This is a genomic window from Pseudomonas fulva, from assembly GCF_023517795.1.
In the GTDB taxonomy this organism is placed as follows: domain Bacteria; phylum Pseudomonadota; class Gammaproteobacteria; order Pseudomonadales; family Pseudomonadaceae; genus Aquipseudomonas; species Aquipseudomonas fulva_D.
In genome coordinates, this window is the sequence record NZ_CP082928.1 from 729434 (window position 1) to 751407 (window position 21974).

A 21974-nucleotide genomic window follows, 5' to 3' on the forward strand; every position below is an offset into this window, starting at 1 on the left:
ACCGTCAAGGCATCTGTCCGCCACAGCATGCTTCCAGCTGCGCTGTGCCTGGCCTGCACCACCACGTTGTTCAGTGCCCAGGTGCTGGCTTTCTCCCTCGATGACGTGGCTTCGCAAGCCAAGGGGTTGCTGGACAAACCTTACGCCGCCCCTGCCAGCAACCTGCCCAGCGAATTGCGCACCCTGTCGTTCAAGGACTACCAGCAGATCAAGGCACGTGAAGACAAATACGAATGGGCCGACAGCAAGACGCCCTTCAAGCTGAGTTTCTATCACCAGGGCATGCACTTCGAGACCCCGGTGAAGATCAACGAAGTCACCGCCACCAGCGTCAACGAAATCAAATACGACCCGGCCCGCTTCGATTTCGGCGACCTGAAGGTCGATCAGGACGCCACCAAGGAGCTGGGCTACGCCGGCTTTCGCGTCATGTACCCGGTCAATGAAAAGGACAAGCTCGACGAAATCATGAGCCTGCTCGGCGCCAGCTACTTCCGGGTGGTCGGCAAGGATCAGGTCTACGGTACCTCGGCCCGCGGCCTGGCCATCGACACCGCGCTACCCAGCGGCGAGGAATTCCCCTATTTCCGCGAATTCTGGATCGAGCGGCCAAAGGCCGGTGACAAGCACCTGGTGATCTTCGCCCTGCTCGACTCGCCCCGCGCCACCGGCGCTTACCGATTCATCCTGCGTCCTGGCAACGACGCGGTGGTCGACGTCAAGTCCCGGGTATTCCTGCGCGACAACGTCAACAAGCTGGGCGTCGCGCCGCTGACCAGCATGTTCCTGTACGGCAGCAACCAGCGCTCCGCCAAGGCCAACTACCGCCCTGCCCTGCACGACGCCAACGGCCTGGCGATCCATACCGGCAGCGACGAGCACATCTGGCGCCCGCTGAACAACCCGCAGAACCTGGCGGTGAGCACCTTCGAAGTGCAGAACCCGAAAGGTTTCGGCCTGCTGCAACGCGGCCGCGACTTCGCCCAGTACGAAGACCTGGACGACCACTACGAGCAGCGCCCCAGCGTGTGGATCGAACCCAAGGGCGAATGGGGCAAGGGCAAGGTTGAACTGGTGGAGATTCCCACCCCGGACGAAACCAACGACAACATCGTCGCCTTCTGGACGCCCGACGAGCAGCCCAAGCCGGGTGAACCGATGGAGTTCGACTATCGCATGCACTGGACCAAGGACGAGCGCGCCCAGCTGGGCCAGGACATCGCCTGGGTCAAGCAGACCATGCGCAGCGCCGGTGAGGTCAAGCAGCCCAACCTGACCCGCAAGCTCGATGGCAGCATCGCCCTGCTGGTGGACTTCGAAGGTCCGTCCCTGGAAGCGCTCAAGCCTGACGCCGCAGTGGCCAGCAACTTCAGCATCAACGACAACGCCGAAGTGCTGGACAACCAGTTGCAATACAACAAGGCCACCAAAGGCTGGCGCATGACGGTGCGCTTCAAGGTCAAGGATCCCAAGCAAGCGGTGGAAATGCGCGCGGCCCTGGTCGAGGGTGACAAGACCCTCAGCGAGACCTGGAGCTATCAACTCCCGCCCAACACGGTTACCCCCCAATGAAAACCACCGAGCAGTCCGCCCTGGACGAGTACCTGGACAGCCTGCCTCTGAGTGCCACCGAGCGCGAAGCGCTGGCTGATTGTCGCGACTTCACCGAACTGCACAGCCGCCTGGGCCGCGTGCCGGCAGCGGAGGCCGAAGAGGCCGTGCACAAATCCGCCGCCCGCCGTATCGAACTCGGCGCCGGCGAGCCGCTGGAAGCGACCGGCCTGCTCTCTCTCGATGCAGCCGGGCGGCCGGTTCTGCGCACCGCGCCGCCGCTCAACCGCACCAAGATGACCCCCGAGCCGTGGCGCACCAACCTGCTGACCCGCGGCTTTCGGGCGCTGTTCGGCAAGGCCAATCCGCCGCGCCCGCCCAAGCGCGAACTGGAGCCGGCCCGCTGGCGCCGGGTCGGGTCGTTGCGCCGTTACGTGCTGCTGTTGCTGATGCTCGGCCAGACCGCCGTCGCCACCTGGTACATGAACAGCATCCTGCCCTACCAGGGCTGGGCGCTGATCAACCTGCAGGAAGTGATGGAGCAAGGTTGGCAGGAAAGCTTCTTCCAGGTGCTGCCCTACCTCGTGCAGGGCAGCATCCTGGCGTTGTTCTCCCTGTTGTTCTGCTGGGTATCGGCCGGTTTCTGGACGGCCCTGATGGGCTTCTGGGAGCTGCTGCGCGGCTATGATCGCTACGGCATTTCCGGCAGCAGCGCCGGCGACGAGCCAATCGACCCGAAGGCGCGTACCGCGATCATCATGCCGATCTGCAACGAGGACGTGCCCCGGGTGTTCGCCGGCCTGCGCGCCACCTACGAGTCGGTGAAAGCTTCCGGCGAGCTCGACCAGTTCGACTTCTTCGTGCTCAGCGACACCGGCGATGCCGATATCGCCGTGGCCGAGCAGCGCGCCTGGCTGGAGCTGTGCCAGGAGACCGAAGGCTTCGGCAATATCTTCTACCGCCGTCGTCGCCGCCGGGTGAAGCGCAAGAGTGGCAACATCGACGACTTCTGCCGCCGCTGGGGTGGCGATTACCGCTACATGGTGGTACTCGACGCCGACAGCGTGATGAGCGGCGAATGCCTGACCAAGCTGGTGCGGCTGATGGAAGCCAACCCCCAGGCCGGCATCATCCAGACCTCGCCGAAAGCCGCAGGCATGAACACCCTGTATGCACGCCTGCAGCAATTCGCCACCCGCGCCTACGGCCCGCTGTTCACCGCCGGCCTGCACTACTGGCAGCTCGGTGAATCCCACTACTGGGGCCACAACGCGATCATCCGCATGCAGCCGTTCATCGAGCACTGCGCCCTGGCGCCGTTGCCGGGCAAGGGTTCGTTCGCCGGTGCGATCATGTCCCACGACTTCGTCGAGGCGTCGCTGATGCGCCGCGCCGGCTGGGGCGTATGGATCGCCTACGACCTGCCGGGCAGCTACGAGGAACTGCCGCCCAACCTGATCGACGAGCTGCAGCGCGACCGACGCTGGTGCCACGGCAACCTGATGAACTTCCGCCTGTTCCTGGTCAAGGGCATGCACCCGGTGCACCGCGCGGTGTTCCTCACTGGCGTGATGTCCTACCTGTCGGCACCGCTGTGGTTCATGTTCCTGCTGCTTTCCACCGCCCTGCTGGCCATCCACACGCTGATGGAGCCGCAGTACTTCCTGGTGCCCGGCCAGCTGTTCCCGGTGTGGCCGCGCTGGAATCCCCAGCTGGCGGTGACGTTGTTTTCCACCACCCTGACCTTGCTGTTCCTGCCCAAGCTACTTGCCGTGATCCTTATCTGGGTCAAGGGCGCCAAGGCTTATGGCGGCGCCTTCAAGGCGACCCTGAGCATGCTCCTGGAAATGCTCTTCTCGGTGCTGCTGGCGCCGGTGCGCATGCTCTTCCACACCATGTTCGTCACCGCTGCGTTCCTGGGCTGGTCCGCCACCTGGAATTCCCCGCAGCGCGACAACGGCATCACCACCTGGGGTGACGCCACGCGCCGTCATGGTTGGCAGGCATTGCTGGGCATGGCCTGGATGGCCGGCGTGGCCTGGCTCGACCCGAACTTCCTGTGGTGGCTGTCGCCGATCGTGGTGTCGCTGATGCTGTCGATCCCGGTGTCGGTGTTCTCCAGCCGGCTCAGCCTGGGCCTGGGTAGCAAGAAGGCCAAGTTGTTCCTGATTCCCGAGGAATCCAACCCGCCCCAGGAGCTGCTGTCCACTTACGCCTACACGCGGCACAACCGCGAACACGCTATGGAAAACGGTTTCATCGAAGCAGTGCTGCGGCCCTTCCCCAATGCCCTGGCCTGTGCCATGGCCACGGCGCGTCATGGTCAGGCACCGCTGCTCGAGCGGGCGCGCCAGCGTGCGCTGAGCGAGGCGCTGGAACTGGGCCCGAAAAAGCTCGATGGCAAACGCAAGCTGGCGCTGCTCAGCGACCCGGTGCTGCTGGCCCGCCTGCACGCGCAGTTGTGGCAACAGGCCGAACAGCACCCGCTGTGGCGCCATGCCTACAACCAGAGTGCGCCGGCCCAGCCAAAGCATGACAACCAGGCGCTCAAGGTGGCGCCGGTTGGCAGCGCCTCACCCCTGGTCAACTGACCGCCACGCGGTCATCCAACCCAGGCTGGCACGGGTATCGCCCTCTTCGGGGCGGTACTCGGCGCCCAGCCAGCCGCGGTAAGCGGCCTTCTCCAGCGCCCCGCGTACGGCAGTGAAATCGATACCGCCACTGCCTGGCGCACCCCGACCCGGGCAATCGGCGAATTGCACGTGGCCGATTCGCCCCGCCAGCGCCTGCACTGCCAGCACCGGGTCGATGCCCTGCCGGGCCATATGATAGATATCCAGCTGCACCTGGAAATTCTCGTGATCCACGGCGGCCAGAAGCGCCTGCAGATGCTGCGGCGTATTGACCAGAAAGCCCGGCATATCGAGGGGATTGATCGCCTCGCTGACCACCCCGATGTTCAACAACCCGAATGCCTCGGCGGCCTTGCGGATATTGCCCGCCAGGGTATCGAGCGCCTGCTCGCGCTGGAGCCCTTCGGCCAGGCGCCCCGGCAATAGGTTGACGAACTGCGGGCGCACCATGGCCGCATAGGTCAGGGCTTGCTGCAGCGCCTCATCGAATGCCGCCTGGCGCTGCGGCACCGCGGCCAGGCCAGGGCCGCCGTCGAGAAAGTCACCTCCGGGGAAATTCATCAGCACCAGCGGCAGGCCTGCCCGCTGCAGCTCGTCCTTCAGGCGCACCGCTGGTACCGGGTAAGGAAACTGGATCTCCACACCCTCGAAACCTGCGGCGGCGGCAGCCACGATGCGCTCGAGCAAGGGGCGCTCGGTGAACAGCATCGTCAGGTTGGCGGATAGCTTCATGCGTGACTCCCTGATTGGCCGTCCTCAACGGCGCGAACGTTACCTGACAAGCTCAGAGCCCATCCTTTTCCAGGTGATCGAGGTTCACCGGATCTCCGCTATGGGCATCCAGGCGATGTCGAATGTCCTCGAACATCTGGTCGAACTCGTCATGTTCGTGGCTGATCAGCACCACGCCCGTCGGCAGACCATGCTTGTGCGCCAGGCGGCTGACCACACTGGCGAAGTTGAAGGCGGTGTCGCGGTGCAGCTCGAAGGATTCCTCGAATGCCGTGCCGTCGACCTCGCCCTTCAAGGTCATGTGCAGCATCGGTCCCTCCGCTGCATCCTGGCGGATGTCGTAATGCAGGTCGATGGCGTAGCGCGGGATGTCGGCGGTTGCCGCGCCGTTACTGCGGTGAAAATGGCCGGGCTCGAACATGGGGTTGTCTCCTGTGCTGGGAAATTGGCCGAGGCGCCAGTCAACGTCGGACGCTTCACCATAGACAGCCAGGGTGCAGGATGATGCGAAAACCCGGTCGCACCATAAAGAAGCACAACAAGCACCAATAGTGGGCATTTTCGAAACATGCGAGGCGCCGCAAATACCCACCTCAGAGCGCTTGATACGCCCGTTTGAACTCAGTGCTTCTTTTCGGCGCGCTCCTGCACCAGTACCCAGGGTGCGACGACCACGGCCCACAAGCACGGATCGCGGTTGACCAGGTCCTCGGCACGGGCATCGGCCAACACCGCGACATCTCCTGCCTCCAGCCAGGCGGCGACCTGCTCCTGGCGGTTTTCAGCCACCGCTTCGGCCACCTCGATCAGATCCCGTTCGCCGTCGACCCACAGTAACGAGCCGCGGGCGAAGAACGGTTGCAGCTCTTGCCAGGTGATGGGAGCGGTTTCGCCGAGCAGTTTGGCATAGAGGGTGCTTGGTTGTTCGTTCATGGCAGTTCCGTATTCCGATGGCCGTTTTTTGACGGTCGTCATGATAACGACGGACGGCTGACAGGCAAGGGACTGTCAACCGTCCGGCGGTCAGGAACTAGCCGTTTTTCTATACATTTCTTGCAATTACGCGACATTCTTACCGATCTCTTTCGACTGCCGACTTTCCAAGGCGCAAATCCGCGCTCTACACTGTATCGGTACAGTTGCCGGGGATATGGCCGGAAGTCGACTCCGGTTCTGCTGCTTTGGCTACCAGAACTACAACAAAACACAACGAGTGGAGCACTATGAACAACGCTACTAAGCAGATTTCCAAGCTGTTCGCCGCTATGGCCCTGGCTGGTTGCGCCAGCTACTCGGTCGCCGCCGACACCATCAAGATCGCCATGGCCGGCCCGGTGACCGGTGCCGTCGCTCAGTACGGTGAAATGCAGTTCGTCGGCGCCAAGATGGCCATCGAACAGATCAACAAGGCCGGCGGCGTGAACGGTGCTCAACTCGAAGGCGTGGTCTATGACGACGCGTGCGATCCCAAGCAGGCCGTGGCCGTTGCCAACAAGATCGTCAACGATGGCGCCAAGTTCGTCGTTGGCCACCTGTGCTCCAGCTCCACACAGCCGGCTTCGGACATCTACGAAGACGAAGGCATCCTGATGATCACCCCGGCTGCCACCAGCCCGGAAATCACCGCCCGTGGTTATGAGCTGATCTTCCGCACCATCGGCCTGGACAGCCTGCAGGGCCCGACCGCCGGCAACTTCATCGCCGACCACATCAAGCCGAAGAACGTCGCCGTCATCCACGACAAGCAGCAGTACGGTGAAGGCATCGCCAGCGCCGTCAAGCAGACCCTGGAATCCAAGGGCGTGAAGGTCGGCGTATTCGAAGGCATCAACGCCGGCGACAAGGACTTCTCCTCGCTGATCGCCAAGCTCAAGCAGCAAGGCATCGACTTCGTCTACTACGGCGGCTACCACCCGGAACTGGGCCTGCTGCTGCGCCAGTCCAAGGAAAAAGGTCTGGACGTTCGCTTCATGGGCCCCGAGGGCGTAGGCAACAAGGAAATCTCGGCCATCGCCGGTCCGGCCTCCGAAGGCCTGCTGGTGACCCTGCCGCAATCCTTCGACCAGGATCCGAAGAACAAGGCGCTGGTCGAGGCCTTCAAGGCCAAGAACGAAGACCCGAGCGGTCCGTTCGTGTTCCCGGCCTACGCCGCCGTGCAGGTCATCGCTGGTGGCATCGAGAAAGCCGGCAGCACCGACACCGCCGAAGTGGCTGCAGCCCTGCGCGCCAACACCTTCGAAACCCCGACCGGCACCCTCGGTTTCGACGAGAAGGGCGACCTGAAGAACTTCAACTTCGTGGTCTACGAATGGCACCAGGACGGCACCAAGTCCGAAGCCAAGTAAGTCCCCCGCCTGAGCTTAAAGCCCACTGCACATGCAGTGGGCTTTGTTTATTAGAAAGAATTCCGGTTTCGCGCTGCGCCACAAGCGCTGCCGTGCGCGCAAACCCAGGAGTTAGGCAATGCCTGATCTTTATCACTACCTGCAACAGCTGCTCAACGGCCTGACCGTCGGCAGTACCTATGCCCTTATCGCCATTGGCTACACCATGGTGTACGGCATCATCGGCATGATCAACTTCGCCCACGGCGAGGTGTACATGATCGGTTCCTACGTCGCCTTCATCGCCATCACCCTCCTGGCGATGATGGGCCTCGACAGCCTGCCGCTGATCATGATCTGCGCCTTCGCGGCGAGCATCATCGTCACCAGTGCTTTCGGTTACAGCATCGAACGGGTCGCCTACCGGCCGCTACGCGGCGGCAACCGGCTGATCCCGCTGATTTCGGCGATCGGCATGTCGATCTTTCTGCAGAACGCCGTGATGCTTTCCCAGGACTCCAAGGACAAGGCCATCAGCAACCCGCTGCCCGGCAACTTCGTGTTCGGTGAGAGCGCCATGAACGGCGTGGTGGTTTCCTACATGCAGGTGCTGATCTTCGTGGTCACCTTCCTGACCATGATCGGCCTGACGCTGTTCATCTCCCGCTCCCGCCTGGGCCGCGCCTGCCGCGCCTGCGCCGAAGACCTGAAGATGGCCAACCTGCTGGGCATCAACACCAACAACATCATCGCCCTGACCTTCGTGATCGGCGCTGCTCTGGCCGCCGTCGCGGCCGTGCTGCTGGGCATGCAATATGGCGTGATCAACCCGCACCTGGGCTTCCTGGCCGGCATCAAGGCATTCACCGCCGCGGTACTCGGCGGCATCGGCAGCATCCCCGGCGCCGTGCTCGGCGGCCTGGTGCTCGGCGTGGCCGAAGCCTTCGGCGCCGACATCTTCGGCGACCAGTACAAGGACGTCGTGGCCTTCAGCCTGCTGGTGCTGGTGCTGCTGTTCCGCCCGACCGGCATCCTCGGCCGTCCGGAGGTTGAAAAGGTATGAGCAAGAACCTCAAGACCGCCCTGTTCAGCAGCATCCTGCTGCTGCTGATCTCCTACCCGATTCTCGGCCTCAAGCTCAGCGTCGTCGGCATCAGCCTGCAGGTGCAGGGCGCCAGCGCGCAGACCCTGTGGACCATAGGCATCGCCGCCGCGCTGCTGTTCGTCTGGCACCTGGTGCTGCGTGATCGCCTGCTTGGCGGGGACAAGCTCAAGGGTGCGCTGCCGAGCATGCCGGCGAACCTCAAGGACACCCTGACCCTGCCCAGCGTGCAACGCTGGATCATGCTGGCGCTGTTCGTGGTGGCATTGGCCTGGCCGTTCTTCGGCTCCCGCGCGGCGGTGGACATCGCCACGCTGATCCTCATCTACGTGATGCTGGGCATCGGCCTGAACATCGTGGTCGGCCTCGCCGGCCTGCTCGACCTGGGTTACGTCGGCTTCTACGCCGTGGGCGCCTACACCTACGCGCTGCTCGCCGAGTACGCCGGTTTTGGCTTCTGGACAGCGCTGCCGATCGCCGGCCTGATGGCTGCCACCTTCGGCTGCCTGCTGGGCTTCCCGGTACTCAGGCTACGGGGTGATTATCTGGCCATCGTGACCCTGGGCTTCGGCGAGATCATCCGCATCATGCTGCGCAACCTCACCGACATCACCGGCGGCCCGAACGGCATCAGCTCGATTCCCAAGCCGGAACTGTTCGGCCTGTCGCTGGATCGTCGCGCGCCGGACGGCGGCCAGACCCTGCATGATTTCCTCGGCATCGCCTACAACTCCACCTACAAGGTGATCTTCCTCTACCTGATCGCCCTGCTGCTGGTGCTGCTGGCCATCTTCGTGATCAACCGCCTGATGCGCATGCCGATCGGCCGCGCCTGGGAAGCGCTGCGCGAAGACGAGATCGCCTGCCGCGCCCTGGGCCTGAACCCGACCACGGTCAAGCTTTCGGCCTTCACCATCGGCGCCAGCTTCGCCGGTTTCGCCGGCAGCTTCTTCGCCGCCCGCCAGGGCCTGGTGACGCCGGAGTCGTTCACCTTCATCGAGTCGGCGATGATCCTCGCCATCGTGGTGCTCGGCGGCATGGGCTCGCAGCTCGGCATCATCTTCGCCGCGGTGGTCATGACCCTGCTGCAGGAGATGCGCGACTTCAACGAGTACCGCATGCTGATATTCGGCCTGACCATGATCGTGATGATGATCTGGCGTCCGCAGGGCCTGATGCCCATGCAGCGCCCCCACCTGGAGTTGAAACAACGATGAGCCGCCCGATTCTAGAAGTGAGCGGCCTGTCCATGCGTTTTGGCGGCCTGCTGGCCGTCAACGGGGTCAGCCTCTCGGTCAATGAAAAGCAGGTGGTGTCGATGATCGGCCCGAACGGTGCCGGCAAGACCACCGTGTTCAACTGCCTGACCGGTTTCTACAAACCGACCTCGGGCAGCATCCGCCTGGGCGGTGAACAGATCGAAGGCCTGCCGGGCCACAAGATCGCCCGCAAGGGCGTGGTGCGTACCTTCCAGAACGTTCGCCTGTTCAAGGAAATGACTGCGGTGGAAAACCTGCTGGTCGCCCAGCACCGCCACATCAACACCAACTTCCTCTCAGGGCTGTTCAAGACCCCGGCGTTTCGCCGCAGCGAGCGCGAAGCCATGGATTACGCGGCGCATTGGCTGGAGCAGGTCAACCTGACCGAATTCGCCAACCGCCCCGCCGGCACCCTGGCCTACGGCCAACAGCGCCGCCTGGAAATCGCCCGCTGCATGATGACCCGGCCGAGCATCCTGATGCTCGACGAGCCAGCCGCCGGCCTCAACCCGCGGGAAACCGACGACCTGAAAGCGCTGATCGGCGTGCTGCGTGACGAGCACAACGTGACCGTGCTGCTGATCGAGCACGACATGAAGCTGGTCATGAGCATTTCCGACCATATCTTCGTGATCAACCAGGGCACGCCCCTGGCCGACGGCACGCCGGAGCAGATCCGCGACAATCCGGACGTGATCAAAGCCTACCTGGGGGAAGCGTAATGCTGTATTTCGACAACGTTTCCACCTTCTACGGCAAGATCCAGGCGCTGCACGGCGTCAGCGTGGAAGTGCGCCAGGGCGAGATCGTCACCCTGATCGGCGCCAACGGCGCCGGCAAGTCCACCCTGCTGATGACCCTGTGCGGCACGCCCCAAGCCACCAGTGGCAGCATCCGCTACCAGGGCGAAGAGCTGGTCGGCATGGAAACCCCGCTGATCATGCGCAATAGCATTGCGGTGGTGCCGGAAGGCCGCCGCGTATTCGCCCGCCTGACCGTCGAGGAAAACCTCGCCATGGGCGGCTTCTTCGGCAGCAAGGCGGACAATCAGGAGCAACTGGACAAGGTGCTGCACCTGTTCCCGCGCCTGAAGGAACGCCTGGTGCAGCGCGCCGGCACCATGTCCGGTGGCGAACAGCAGATGCTCGCCATCGGCCGTGCGCTGATGAGCAAGCCCAAGCTGCTGCTGCTCGACGAACCATCGCTGGGTCTGGCACCGATCATCATCCAGCAGATCTTCGACATCATCGAACAGCTGCGCAAGGACGGTGTGACCGTGTTCCTGGTCGAGCAGAACGCCAACCAGGCGCTCAAGCTCGCCGACCGTGGCTACGTGCTGGAGAACGGCAGGATCGTGATGCAGGGCAGCGGGCATGAGCTGCTGAATGATCCGAAGGTGCGTGACGCCTACCTGGGCGGCTAGAAAACTACCTACGTTGCCATCGCTGCGTTGAAAGCAGGCTAAAAATGCTCATGTACAGCTCGTACACTTCGCTTTTTAGCCTGCTTTCGCGGGGCCGCCATCGGTATTGTGCTGGCTGCCTCGCCTACGTTTTCGTACATCTGTGCGAGCAGAGGACATTTACCCTGAACGTTGCCCGGCGCGCTCCAGTCCCAATACTGAACGGACAAAACAGGAGTCGCACCATGCTGAAGTTTCTGGGCAGCACCATCGGCATCATCTTCCTGATCGGCCTGCTGGTCGTGATCGGTATCTTCTCACTGATCTTCTGATCACCCCATCCATAAGCCGGGCACCTTGCCCGGCTTTTTTCATGCCGCGCGCATGAGTCTCTTCGCGACGCTACAATGGGCATCACTTCGCTGACGATGCTCCGCCATGACCGCCCCCCTCCGCCTGTCCAAACGCCTGATCGAACTCACCGGCTGTTCACGCCGCGAGGCTGAACTCTACATCGAAGGCGGCTGGGTCACGGTCGACGGTGAGGTGGTGGACGAGCCACAACGCAAGGTCACCGACGAAACCGTCGCCCTGCTGCCCGATGCCGTTGCCGAACCGCTGCTGCCGGTTACCCTGCTGCTGCATATTCCAAGCGGGCGTTTTCCAGAGCGCGCGGCCGAGGAGATCGGCCCGGAAAGCCGCTGGCCCGAAGACCGCGCCGAGCAACGAACCCTGAAGGGCCACTTCGCTCGCCTGACGCCCTGCATTCCCCTGCAGGCCGGCGCCGACGGTTTGCACGTGCTGACCCAGGACTGGCGCACCGAGCGCAAGTTGCGCGAAGACCTGGCCAAGCTCGAGCAGGAATACGTGGTGGAGGTCAGCGGCGAGCTGTCGGAACGTGACCTCAAGCGCCTCAACCATGGCCTGGTGTTCAACGGCTCGCCACTGGCGCCTTGCAAGGTCAGCTGGCAGAACGAAACCCGCCTGCGCTTCGCTCTGAAGAACCCGCTGCCCGGCCAGCTGGTATTCATGTGCAACAGCGTCGGCCTCAAAGTGCTGGGCCTCAAGCGCATCCGCATCGGCGGCGTGCCCATGGGCAAGGTGCCGCCGGGCCAGTGGCGCTACCTGGGTGCCAAGGAACGCTTCTGAGCCACGCCCCTCCCCTTTCACAGGGTTGCGCCACGCTGGCGCGCCCGTCATCAGGAATACCCATGATCAACAACGATGTACTGCGCAGCCTGCGCTACATGCTCGACATCAGCGACGAGCAACTGGCCGAGATAGTCGAACTCGGCGGTCACGCGGTGAGCGAGGAGCAGATCGCCGACGTGCTGAAAAAGGACGACGAGCCAGGCTTCCAGCCATGCAGCGATGAACTGCTGGCCCATGCTCTCGATGGCCTGGTGTACTTCAAGCGCGGCAAGGACGACAGCCGCCCGGCGCCCGCCCTGGAGCTGCCGGTGAGCAACAACCAGGTGCTGAAGAAACTGCGCGTGGCCTTCGAACTCAAGGAAGACGATATCCACGCCATCATGCGCAGCGTCGATTTCGTGGTGTCGAAGCCGGAAATGAGTGCACTGTTCCGCAAGGCCGGTACCAGCAATTACCGTCCCTGCGGCGATCAGTTCCTGCGCAACTTTCTCAAGGGCCTGACCCAGCGCCTGCGTGACTGACGCGCCATGATTCATCAGGTCTCGCCCATCGGCTACGTGCGCTCCTGTTTCAAGGAGAAGTTCGCCATCCCCCGCCAGCCGCAGCTGGCGCCCGCCGCCCGTGGCGTGCTGGAGCTGTGCCCGCCATTCGACAGCGGCGACGCCGTTCAGGGCCTGGAGCAGGTCAGCCACGTGTGGCTGTTGTTCCTGTTTCACCAGGCCCTAGAAGACAAACCACGCCTGAAGGTGCGCCCGCCGCGCCTGGGCGGCAACCGCGCCATCGGTGTGTTCGCTACCCGGGCGACCCACCGCCCCAACGGCATCGGCCAGTCGGTGGTGAAGCTGGACAAGGTCGACAAGGATCGCCTGTGGCTGTCCGGCATCGACCTGCTCGATGGCACGCCGGTGCTCGACGTCAAACCCTACGTGCCCTATGCCGACAGCGTGCCGGGCGCCCACAATCACATCGCGGCCGATGCGCCGGCGCAAATCGATGTGCTCTGGCAGGACAACGCACTGGACAGCGCCCGCAGCCACGCCCTGCGCCTGGGCGAACCACTGGTGGAACTGATCGAACAGTGCCTGGCCCAGGACCCGCGCCCGGCCTATCAGCAGCCACAACCCGAACGCCGCTATGGGGTACGTTTGTGGGACGTCGATGTGCACTGGCACTACCCGCAGCCGGGCTGCATCAAGGTGCTGGCTATCACCTTGCCCTGAAGGCGCCCCATCACAAGCGGTTTAAGGCAATACGCGGACGGTGAGCAGAGCTTTTGTGGGGGAGGCCGGGCGGCGATCCGCTTTAGCCTCGATTGTGCCTGGCTAGGCGTAAAGAGCTCGGGGCTAAAGCCCCTCCCACAAGATCGTGGCAACGGCCGCTTCGCCACATCCTTGCCTCAATACAAGCACCGGGTCACCTTCCCGCAGACGAAAAAAATCCGCAGCCATCGCTGGCTGCGGATTCGGGATCGTCAGTCGATCAGGCGCCGGCTTTCTGCACGGCATCCTTGATCAGGGTCTGCAGCTCACCCTTTTCGTACATTTCCAGCAGGATGTCGCTGCCGCCGACCAGCTCACCGGCTACCCACAGTTGCGGGAAGGTCGGCCAGTTGGCGTACTTGGGCAGGTTGGCGCGAATTTCCGGGTTCTGCAGGATGTCGACATAGGCGAACTTCTCGCCGCAGCCCATCAGCGCCTGGGAAGCACGGGCGGAGAAACCGCACTGCGGCGCATTCGGCGAGCCTTTCATGTACAGCAGAACGGTGTTGTTGGCGATCTGCTCTTTGATGGTTTCGATGATATCCATTAGGCACCTCAGAACTGGACTATCCGACTCGTGGGTCGATACGGTGCGCGCATTGTAACCAAAAGCCGAGCGCAATGCTCAGTCATGCAGACGCACCGCACCTGATTCAGGCCGCCACCACCTCCACCGGCACGCCGTTGAGCGCAGCGTTGCCCGATAGCGCGTCGAGCAGGCGTTCGTCGGTCAGGTCGTTGGCGCTCACCCCGGGTGTCGCCTGGGCGATGCTCATCTGCACGCCGGGGCGGCCGTGCCCCCAACCGTGGGGCAGGCTGACCACGCCCGGCATCATCTCGGCGCTGCCGAGCACCTCGACCTCCAGCACCCCGACCCGCGAGCGCACGCTGACCCGCTGGCCGTCCTGCAGCCCGCGGCGGGCCAGGTCCTGGGGATTCATCAACAGCTGATGGCGCGGCTTGCCCTTCACCAACCGATGGTAGTTGTGCATCCAGGAATTGTTGCTGCGCACATGCCGGCGACCGATCAGCAGCAACTGGCCATCGGCCAACGCCGGCTGCGCCGCGAAACGCTGCAAGTCCTCCAGCAGTAGCGCGGGAGCGATCTGCACCCGACCCTCGGCGGTTTTCAGGCGAGTCGCCAGGTTTGGCCTCAGCGGGCCGATATCCAGGCCATGGGGATGGGCCAGCAAGGTCTGCAATGACAGTTTGCGTGGCGAGCGATCACCATAGGGCCCCATCCGCAGGCCCAGGTCGATCATCTGCGCCGGCGGCTGGGTCGGCTTCAAGGTGGCACCCGTCTGCGCCGCGAAGGCCTGTGCCAGGCCGACGAAGATCTCCCAGTCATCCAGCGCACCCTCGGGCTTGGGCAGCACCGCCTGATTGAACCGGGTGACGTTGCGCACCGCGAACAGGTTGAAGGTGGTGTCGTAGTGATCATGCTCCAGCGGCGCGGTGGACGGCAGGATCAGGTCGGCATGGCGGGTGGTTTCGTTGATGTACAGATCCACGCTGAGCATGAAATCCAGCCCCTCGAGGCCGCGCTCCAGTTGCCGCCCGTTGGGCGTGGACAGCACCGGGTTGCCGGCCACGGTGATCAGCGCCCGCACCTGCCCATCGCCCGGGGTCAGCATTTCCTCGGCCAGGGCGCTGACCGGCAGCTCGCCGCCATATTCCGCAAGCCCGGATACTCGGCTCTGCCAGCGATTGAAGTGCCCGCCGGAGGTGGCACCCACCAGATCCACCGCGGGCTCGGTGCACAGCGCCCCACCCTCGCGATCCAGGTTGCCGGTGACCAGGTTGACCACCTGCACCAGCCATTGGCACAGGGTGCCGAACACCTGGGTCGAGACGCCCATGCGCCCGTAACAGACGGCACGCTCGGCCGCGGCGAAATCGCGGGCCAGTTGGCGGATCGTCCCCGCCGGTATGCCGCAGCGGGCAGCCATCTCATCCACGCCGAACGGCAAGAGCGCATGGCGCAGCTCATCCAGTCCCGCCGCCGGCAAGTGGCTGGCGCGCCCCAGCCCTTCCTCGAGCAGCGTATTGAGCATACCCAGCAGCAAGGCGGCGTCCTGGCCGGGGCGAATGAACAGGTGTTGATCGGCGATGGCCGCGGTTTCGGTATGCCGCGGGTCGACCACCACCAGCTTGCCGCCGCGGGCCTGGATGGCCTTGAGGCGCTTTTCCACATCCGGCACGGTCATCAGGCTGCCGTTGGACGCCAGCGGGTTGCCACCGAGAATCAGCATGAAGTCGGTGTGATCGATGTCCGGGATGGGAATCAGAAAGCCGTGGCCGTACATCAGGTGGCAGGTCAGGTGATGAGGCAGCTGATCGACCGAGGTGGCGGAGTAGCGGTTGCGGGTCTTGAGCAGGCCGAGGAAATAGTTGCTGTGGGTCATCAGCCCATAGTTGTGCACGCTGGGGTTGCCCTGATAGACCGCCACCGCGTTCTGTCCGTGGGCCGCCTGCACGGCGGCCAGGCGGCTGGCCGCGAATTGGAAGGCCTCCTGCCAGCTGATGGCCTCCCAGCGATCGCCGCTACGGCGCATGGGCTGGCGCAGGCGATCCGGATCGTTCTGGATATCCTGCAGGGCGACCGCCTTCGGGCAGATATGCCCGCGGCTGAAGGGATCGTCGCGGTCACCCTTGATGGCGCGCACCCGGGGCTGCCCATCGGCAGCCTGCTCGACTTCCAGCGTCAGCCCGCAGATGGCTTCGCACAGGTGACAGGCACGGTGATGGAGGGTCGTGGTCATGGCCAGCCTCGCTTTATTGTTGAAGGCCCATCATGGGCGCCAGCGCCGCTGCCTACCAGCAGCTTCGACGCCGTGAATCGCGGGCCATCAGGGCCATGCATCAGGTCGTTCGGAGGCCCGAAATGCCCGTCACATCTGGCAATCCGGGCAAATTTGCGCCTAGGCGTCATTTACTTATAAGATCGGCGGCTTCCCGTTTCGTCGCACTGTGCGGCCCCCAGCCGCAGGTTCTCGCGTTTTTACCGAAAAAAGAGCCTGCGGCCTGTATGTCAAAAGGTAGTTAACGATGAGCGCAAGACACTTTCTCTCGCTGAAGGACTGCACACCGGACGAACTGGTGGGCCTGATCCGACGCGGCATGGAGCTGAAAGGCTTGCGCAACAGCGGCGTACTGTTCGAACCGTTGCGCAATCGCGTGCTGGGCATGATCTTCGAAAAGGCCTCGACCCGTACCCGCGTGTCCTTCGAAGCCGGCATGATCCAGCTCGGCGGCCAGGCCATCTTCCTGTCGCCGCGCGACACCCAGCTGGGCCGCGGCGAGCCGATCGCCGACTCGGCCATCGTCATGTCGCGCATGCTCGATGCGATCATGATCCGCACCTTCGCCCACAGCACCCTGACCGAGTTCGCCGCCAACTCCCGCGTGCCGGTGATCAACGGCCTGTCGGACGACCTGCACCCCTGCCAGCTGCTGGCCGACATGCAGACCTTTCTCGAGCACCGCGGCAGCATCGTCGGCAAGACCGCCGCCTGGATCGGCGACGGCAACAACATGTGCAACTCCTATATAGAGGCGGCCATGCAGTTCGATTTCACCCTGCATGTCGCCTGCCCGGAAGGCTACGAGCCAAGCGCTGCATTGCTGGCCGAAGCCGGCGAGCGGGTGAAGATCTTCCGCGATCCGCGCGAGGCGGTGGCTGGCGTTCATCTGGTGAGCACCGACGTGTGGGCCTCCATGGGCCAGGAAGAGGAAATTGCCGAGCGCCACAAGCTGTTCGCCCCTTACCAGGTGAACCGCGCGCTGCTCGATGCCGCCGACGAGAACGTGCTGTTCCTGCATTGCCTGCCGGCCCACCGTGGCGAGGAAATCAGTGTCGACCTGCTCGACGACCCGCGCTCGGCCGCCTGGGATCAGGCGGAGAACCGCCTGCATGCGCAGAAGGCACTGCTGGAATTCCTGGTCGAACCGGCGTACCACCACGCATGAGCCAGCCGATGCTGTTGAGCCTGCGCAACCTGGGTTGCGGCTACGGTGACCAGCGCATCGTGCAGCAGCTGAACCTGCACCTCAATGCCGGGGAAATCGGTTGCCTGCTCGGCCCTTCCGGTTGCGGCAAGACCACCACCCTGCGCGCCATCGCCGGCTTCGAGCCGGTGCTGGAAGGTGAAATCGCCCTGGCCGGCGAGGTGATCTCCCGCCCTGGCTTCACCCTGGCGCCGGAGAAGCGCCGCATCGGCATGGTGTTTCAGGACTACGCCCTGTTCCCGCACCTGAGCGTGGCGCAGAACGTGTCCTTCGGCATTCGCAAGCAGGCGGACTGCGAGCAGGTGACCCGCGAGCTGCTGGAACTGGTCAAGCTCGACCACCTGGGCAAGCGCCATCCCAACGAGCTGTCCGGCGGGCAGCAGCAGCGCGTCGCCCTCGCCCGCGCCCTGGCCACCAACCCGCAGCTGCTATTGCTCGACGAGCCGTTCTCCAACCTCGATGGCGAGCTGCGCCGGCGCCTCAGCCATGAGGTGCGCGACATCCTCAAGGCCCGTGGCACCAGTGCGATCCTGGTCACCCATGACCAGGAGGAAGCCTTTGCCGTCAGCGATCAGGTCGGTGTGTTCAAGGCCGGGCACCTGGAGCAATGGGACACGCCGTTCAACCTCTACCACGAGCCGCAGACGCCCTTCGTGGCCAGCTTTATCGGCCAGGGCTACTTCATTCGTGGCCAGCTATTGGCGCCCGACGAGGTGCAGACCGAACTGGGCCTGATCCGCGGCAACCGCGCCTACGCCTGGCCGGTTGGCAGCGCGGTGGATGTGCTGCTGCGCCCGGACGATATCGTCCACGACCCCGAGAGCGCGCAAACGGCCAGGATCGTCGGCAAGAGCTTTCTCGGCGCCGCCACCCTGTATCGCCTGCAACTGCCTACCGGCAGCCAGCTGGAAGCCCTGTTCCCCAGCCATGCCGATCACCAGCCAGGCGAGCAGGTCGGTATCCGCATCGCTGCCGATCATCTGGTGGCATTCGCAGCACCAGGCAGCGTGGCTGCGCCTTCGACGCTGGAACTGGCCGACTAAAAGGCTTTATAGGTGCAGCTGGCCGCTGCTCACCAGCCGTGCATGGCCAGCGATCCTCACCCGCTCCCCGCTCAGCCTGCACCACAGAAAACCGCCGCGCTTACCGCCCTGGTAGGCGCTCAGTTCAGCTTTGCCCAATTGCCGCGCCCAGTAAGGCGTAAGAATGCAGTGCGCCGAACCGGTGACCGGGTCTTCGTCGATGCCCACCGCAGGCGCGAAGTTACGTGACACGAAATCCACCGAGTCGCCCTTTGCGGTGATGATCACCGCCGGCCAAGGCAATTGCGCCAACGCGTTGAGATCCGGCTGGCAGGCAGCCACAGCGGCCTGCGACTCGAGCACGACGAGTAACTGCGGCGCATCCAGTACGGCAATCGGCGTCTGCCCGAGAATCTCTGCCAGCCCCTCAGGCATGGCAATCGGCGTCGGTGGCACGCAGGGAAAATCCAGCACCAGGCGATCGCCTTCGCGGCCGACCGACAAGGTGCCGTCCACATAGTTGAAATCGATACGCTGCCCCGGCTCGCCATGGCATTCGAACAAGGCATGGGCGCTGGCCAGCGTGGCATGCCCGCATAGCGGCACTTCGGTGGTCGGGGTGAACCAGCGGATGCGCCAGGCAGCGCTCTCCTTCACCACGAAGGCGGTTTCGGCCAGGTTGTGTTCGGCGGCGATCTGCTGCATCAGCCCGTCCTCGAGCCAATGATCGAGGCGATAGACCACCGCCGGGTTGCCCGCGAAAGGCTTGTCGCTGAAGGCGTCGATCTGGTGAAACGGCAGAGGCATCGGGATTTCCTTATAGGCGGCAAATAGACTCAGCATGCCTGCATCGCGCCGTCTGGCTGCGATACAGCGCGGCGCCAATACGGCGCAACAGTGCGATCAGGGCTGCGTGTGGATGCCGTAGCGCTGCAGCAAGGCATCGAGACGGCCATCCTGCCGGAAACGCCGCACACCGTCGTCGAAGATGTCGCGATAGCGGGGGCTGGAGGGCAGCGCCGGGGAGAACGCGATGTAGATCGGCACGTCCGGCACCCGGCAGCCAACTTCGACCAGTTCGTCATGATTGCCGTGCTGATCCTGGTACATGGCCATGATCCAGGTGTTTTCCAGCAAGGCATCCAGGCGCCCCAGCTCGACCTTGCGCACGTTCAGCGCCAGCGCCTGCTCACCGGCTGCGAGCTGCAGGCGCTCCTGCTCCCGCTGATGACGGCGAATGTATTCATCGAGTTCCTGGCCGTAGCTGTAGCCATTGATCACGCCCAGGCGAATGCCGGCGAGCGAATCCAGCCCGGTATAGCGCCAGGTGCTGTCGGCTCGGGCATAGAAGCAGTTGCGGGAGATACCCGGCGCCGACCTGCCGAAGAGAAAGTCCGGCGCATCGCGTACGCCTGCGCCGACCAGTGCGTTGGCGCGGCCGCTGCGCACGTCCTGCACGGCGCGCGCCCAGTTGGTGACGCGGTATTCGACCTGAATGCCGGCCTCGGCAAAGATCTGCGTGGCCAGCTCGACGAAGATGCCGGGGCGCTCGGCGTCCTGCGCGCAATTGACAGGGCACCAGACGTCGGCCTCCATGACCAGGGTTTCAGCCCGGGCGCAGACGCTGCTCAGCAGCAAAGCCGCCAACAGGCCTCCCGTCACCCAACCAACGCCTTTCACTGTTCGCCTAGCCTCCTGCCGATGCGGACGCCGTTGCCGCCCACTCCATGATACGCCGTACCTGACCCTGACAGGGAAGCGCGGCGGCGATGCCGACAGTGCCAGTGTCTGGCGTTCGCTTCAAGCTCGACGCACCGGCTCGGCAATGCTTGCTGAGCGCCAGGCTGTGGCGCCGGGCGGATCAGCGACCGATATCGGCGAACTGCGCCTGGGTATGTTCGGCCAGGACCTCGGCGCTCAGCTCGACCTCCAGCCCGCGCCGCCCGGCACTGACATAGATGGCGGAAAAATGCTTGGCGCTACTGTCGATGAAGGTTCGCAGGCGCTTCTTCTGGCCCAGCGGGCTGATGCCGCCGACCAGATACCCGGTCGCGCGCTGCGCGGCGTCGACTGGCGCCATGTCCACCTTCTTCACCCCGGCCGCGCTCGCCAGGGCCTTGAGGTCGAGGCTGCCGACCACCGGCACCACAGCCACCAGCAACTCGCCCTTCTCGCTGGCCGCCAGCAGCGTCTTGAACACCTGGGCCGGCTCGAGGTCTAGCTTCTCGGCCGCTTCCAGGCCATAGGAAGCCGCCTTTGGGTCATGTTCATAGCTATGGATTCGATGCGCGGCACGAACCTTCTTCAACAGATTCAATGCGGGTGTCATGCAGGCTCCGGGAGGCGTGGAAAACGACGGGTGCCCGGCGATTCTAGCGCCACGACCGGCGAAACGCTGCGTCAATCTGCAGCCGCCGAGGAAACTTGTTTCACAACGGAACCTATCAGTCGCGAAACTGACCTATTGAACTGTACGTGCGATTGATATCGAAAATATCTAGCCCTTACGCGGTTCGATTTTTGACAATACGCGCAAACCAGATTTACTTTTTTCGATTACGAACATCCAGAGACCCTTATCCCGATGGCAATGGTGCAAACGCCGCCCTATCCCGCAGTGGGCCGCCGTACCTGACACCAGCGCCGCACAACAACAAAAAAGAGGCATCCCCATGACAGCTGCACTACAACAACCCTCGCTATCGGGCCAATGTATGGCCGAGTTTCTGGGCACGGCCCTGCTGATATTCTTCGGCACCGGCTGCGTTGCCGCCCTCAAGGTCGCAGGTGCCAGTTTCGGCCTGTGGGAAATCAGCATCATCTGGGGCGTCGGCGTCAGCATGGCCATCTACCTGACGGCTGGCGTGTCCGGTGCGCACCTCAACCCGGCGGTGAGCATCGCGCTCTGGCTGTTCGCCGGTTTCGAAAAGCGCAAGCTGCCGTTCTACATCCTCGCCCAGATCGCCGGCGCCTTCTGCGGTGCGCTGCTGGTGTACACCCTGTACAGCGGGCTGTTCAGCGAATTCGAACAGGCCAACCAGATGGTTCGTGGCTCCCAGGCCAGCCTGGAACTGGCGTCGGTGTTCTCCACCTTCCCCAACCCTGTGCTGTCCACCGGGCAGGCCTTCATGGTCGAAGTGGTGATAACCGCCATCCTGATGGGCGTGATCATGTCCCTCACCGACGATAACAACGGCCTGCCCCGCGGCCCGATGGCACCGCTGCTGATCGGTCTGCTGATCGCCGTGATCGGCAGTGCCATGGGCCCGCTCACCGGCTTTGCGATGAACCCGGCACGGGACTTCGGGCCCAAGCTGATGACCTTCATCATGGGCTGGGGGGAGATCTCCCTCACCGGCGGCCGTGACACCCCCTACTTCCTGGTGCCGATCTTCGCGCCGATTCTGGGTGCCTGCCTCGGCGCTGCAGCCTATCGCACCCTGGTCGCGCGCCACCTGCCCAGCGTGGTGGAAACGCCGACGGCAGAACGCGCCGCCGACCGCGACGTCAAAGCCTCCTGATTTCAACGG

At 63.9% G+C, this 21974-nt stretch carries 22 protein-coding genes; 14 read left to right on the top strand and 8 right to left on the bottom strand.

From position 1 onward, the window contains the following. The first annotated feature begins 27 nt into the window (after positions 1-27). Both K8U54_RS03275 and mdoH read left to right on the top strand, forming a co-directional pair. On the top strand, positions 28-1572 hold the full coding sequence (locus K8U54_RS03275; protein ID WP_249910383.1) for a glucan biosynthesis protein G: 1545 nt from the start codon (positions 28-30) through the stop codon (positions 1570-1572). Then, positions 1569-4142: a glucans biosynthesis glucosyltransferase MdoH gene (mdoH, locus tag K8U54_RS03280; protein ID WP_249908856.1), complete on the top strand. Its 2574-nt coding sequence runs from the start codon at positions 1569-1571 to the stop codon at positions 4140-4142. Before K8U54_RS03275 ends, mdoH begins: the two co-directional genes overlap by 4 nt. Here the strand turns inward: mdoH and K8U54_RS03285 are convergent. From K8U54_RS03285 to K8U54_RS03295, 3 genes are all read right to left on the bottom strand, one after another. Further along, a complete protein-coding gene (locus tag K8U54_RS03285; RefSeq protein WP_249908857.1) occupies positions 4125-4916 on the bottom strand; it encodes a hydroxypyruvate isomerase family protein in 792 nt (263 codons plus the stop codon). The two genes, mdoH and K8U54_RS03285, sit on opposite strands and share 18 nt — an antisense overlap. A 52-nt stretch (positions 4917-4968) precedes the next feature. Beyond that, positions 4969-5337, bottom strand: coding sequence for a DUF5064 family protein (locus K8U54_RS03290; protein ID WP_249908858.1), 369 nt, complete (start codon positions 5335-5337; stop codon positions 4969-4971). A 200-nt stretch (positions 5338-5537) separates the two neighbouring features. Then, complete coding sequence (locus K8U54_RS03295) at positions 5538-5849, bottom strand: DUF2288 domain-containing protein (RefSeq protein WP_249908859.1); 312 nt, start codon at positions 5847-5849, stop codon at positions 5538-5540. Positions 5850-6139: 290 nt separating this feature from the next. Here K8U54_RS03295 and K8U54_RS03300 point away from each other — a divergent pair, with 290 nt between their 5' ends. From K8U54_RS03300 to tsaA, 9 genes are all read left to right on the top strand, one after another. Then, positions 6140-7261 carry a branched-chain amino acid ABC transporter substrate-binding protein gene (locus K8U54_RS03300; RefSeq protein WP_013792295.1) on the top strand — a complete coding sequence of 374 codons (1122 nt, stop codon included), beginning with the start codon at positions 6140-6142 and terminating at the stop codon, positions 7259-7261. Positions 7262-7379: 118 nt separating this feature from the next. After that, positions 7380-8303 carry a high-affinity branched-chain amino acid ABC transporter permease LivH gene (gene livH / locus K8U54_RS03305; RefSeq protein ID WP_249908860.1) on the top strand — a complete coding sequence of 308 codons (924 nt, stop codon included), beginning with the start codon at positions 7380-7382 and terminating at the stop codon, positions 8301-8303. Continuing rightward, positions 8300-9559: a high-affinity branched-chain amino acid ABC transporter permease LivM gene (locus K8U54_RS03310; protein ID WP_249908861.1), complete on the top strand. Its 1260-nt coding sequence runs from the start codon at positions 8300-8302 to the stop codon at positions 9557-9559. Before livH ends, K8U54_RS03310 begins: the two co-directional genes overlap by 4 nt. Further along, positions 9556-10323, top strand: a complete 768-nt coding sequence (livG, locus tag K8U54_RS03315; protein WP_249908862.1) for a high-affinity branched-chain amino acid ABC transporter ATP-binding protein LivG — start codon at positions 9556-9558, stop codon at positions 10321-10323. Before K8U54_RS03310 ends, livG begins: the two co-directional genes overlap by 4 nt. After that, positions 10323-11024 carry an ABC transporter ATP-binding protein gene (locus tag K8U54_RS03320; RefSeq protein ID WP_249908863.1) on the top strand — a complete coding sequence of 234 codons (702 nt, stop codon included), beginning with the start codon at positions 10323-10325 and terminating at the stop codon, positions 11022-11024. Before livG ends, K8U54_RS03320 begins: the two co-directional genes overlap by 1 nt. 44 nt (positions 11025-11068) lie before the next feature. Continuing rightward, complete coding sequence (locus tag K8U54_RS03325; protein WP_249908864.1) at positions 11069-11335, top strand: hypothetical protein; 267 nt, start codon at positions 11069-11071, stop codon at positions 11333-11335. 106 nt (positions 11336-11441) lie between these two features. After that, the gene (locus K8U54_RS03330) at positions 11442-12152 is read left to right on the top strand and encodes an rRNA pseudouridine synthase (protein WP_249908865.1); all 711 of its coding nucleotides are present in this window, start codon (positions 11442-11444) and stop codon (positions 12150-12152) included. 62 nt (positions 12153-12214) lie between these two features. Next, positions 12215-12676 (top strand): DUF1456 family protein, encoded by a 462-nt coding sequence (locus K8U54_RS03335; protein WP_249908866.1) that lies wholly within the window; start codon positions 12215-12217, stop codon positions 12674-12676. Positions 12677-12682: 6 nt separating this feature from the next. After that, positions 12683-13375: a tRNA (N6-threonylcarbamoyladenosine(37)-N6)-methyltransferase TrmO gene (gene tsaA / locus K8U54_RS03340; protein ID WP_249908867.1), complete on the top strand. Its 693-nt coding sequence runs from the start codon at positions 12683-12685 to the stop codon at positions 13373-13375. A 259-nt stretch (positions 13376-13634) separates the two neighbouring features. Here the strand turns inward: tsaA and grxD are convergent, their stop codons facing one another. Both grxD and K8U54_RS03350 read right to left on the bottom strand, forming a co-directional pair. Then, complete coding sequence (gene grxD, locus K8U54_RS03345; RefSeq protein WP_070886621.1) at positions 13635-13961, bottom strand: Grx4 family monothiol glutaredoxin; 327 nt, start codon at positions 13959-13961, stop codon at positions 13635-13637. A gap of 106 nt (positions 13962-14067) precedes the next feature. Then, entirely contained in the window at positions 14068-16176 is a 2109-nt protein-coding gene (locus tag K8U54_RS03350; RefSeq protein WP_249908868.1) for a molybdopterin oxidoreductase family protein, read from the bottom strand. 286 nt (positions 16177-16462) lie between these two features. Here K8U54_RS03350 and argF point away from each other — a divergent pair, with 286 nt between their 5' ends. Next, on the top strand, positions 16463-17383 hold the full coding sequence (argF, locus tag K8U54_RS03355; RefSeq protein WP_249908869.1) for an ornithine carbamoyltransferase: 921 nt from the start codon (positions 16463-16465) through the stop codon (positions 17381-17383). After that, the gene (locus tag K8U54_RS03360) at positions 17380-18465 is read left to right on the top strand and encodes an ABC transporter ATP-binding protein (protein ID WP_249908870.1); all 1086 of its coding nucleotides are present in this window, start codon (positions 17380-17382) and stop codon (positions 18463-18465) included. The genes argF and K8U54_RS03360 overlap by 4 nt, the downstream gene beginning before the upstream one ends. A 6-nt stretch (positions 18466-18471) precedes the next feature. Here the strand turns inward: K8U54_RS03360 and K8U54_RS03365 are convergent, their stop codons facing one another. From K8U54_RS03365 to ybaK, 3 genes are all read right to left on the bottom strand, one after another. Next, entirely contained in the window at positions 18472-19251 is a 780-nt protein-coding gene (locus tag K8U54_RS03365; protein ID WP_249908871.1) for a PhzF family phenazine biosynthesis protein, read from the bottom strand. A gap of 96 nt (positions 19252-19347) precedes the next feature. Then, positions 19348-20091 (bottom strand): substrate-binding periplasmic protein, encoded by a 744-nt coding sequence (locus K8U54_RS03370; protein ID WP_249908872.1) that lies wholly within the window; start codon positions 20089-20091, stop codon positions 19348-19350. A gap of 214 nt (positions 20092-20305) precedes the next feature. After that, positions 20306-20773: a Cys-tRNA(Pro) deacylase gene (gene ybaK / locus K8U54_RS03375; protein WP_249908873.1), complete on the bottom strand. Its 468-nt coding sequence runs from the start codon at positions 20771-20773 to the stop codon at positions 20306-20308. Positions 20774-21116: 343 nt separating this feature from the next. On the opposite strand from ybaK, the gene K8U54_RS03380 reads away from it, so the two are divergent. Continuing rightward, positions 21117-21965, top strand: coding sequence for an MIP/aquaporin family protein (locus K8U54_RS03380; protein ID WP_249908874.1), 849 nt, complete (start codon positions 21117-21119; stop codon positions 21963-21965). Positions 21966-21974 lie beyond the last annotated feature (9 nt).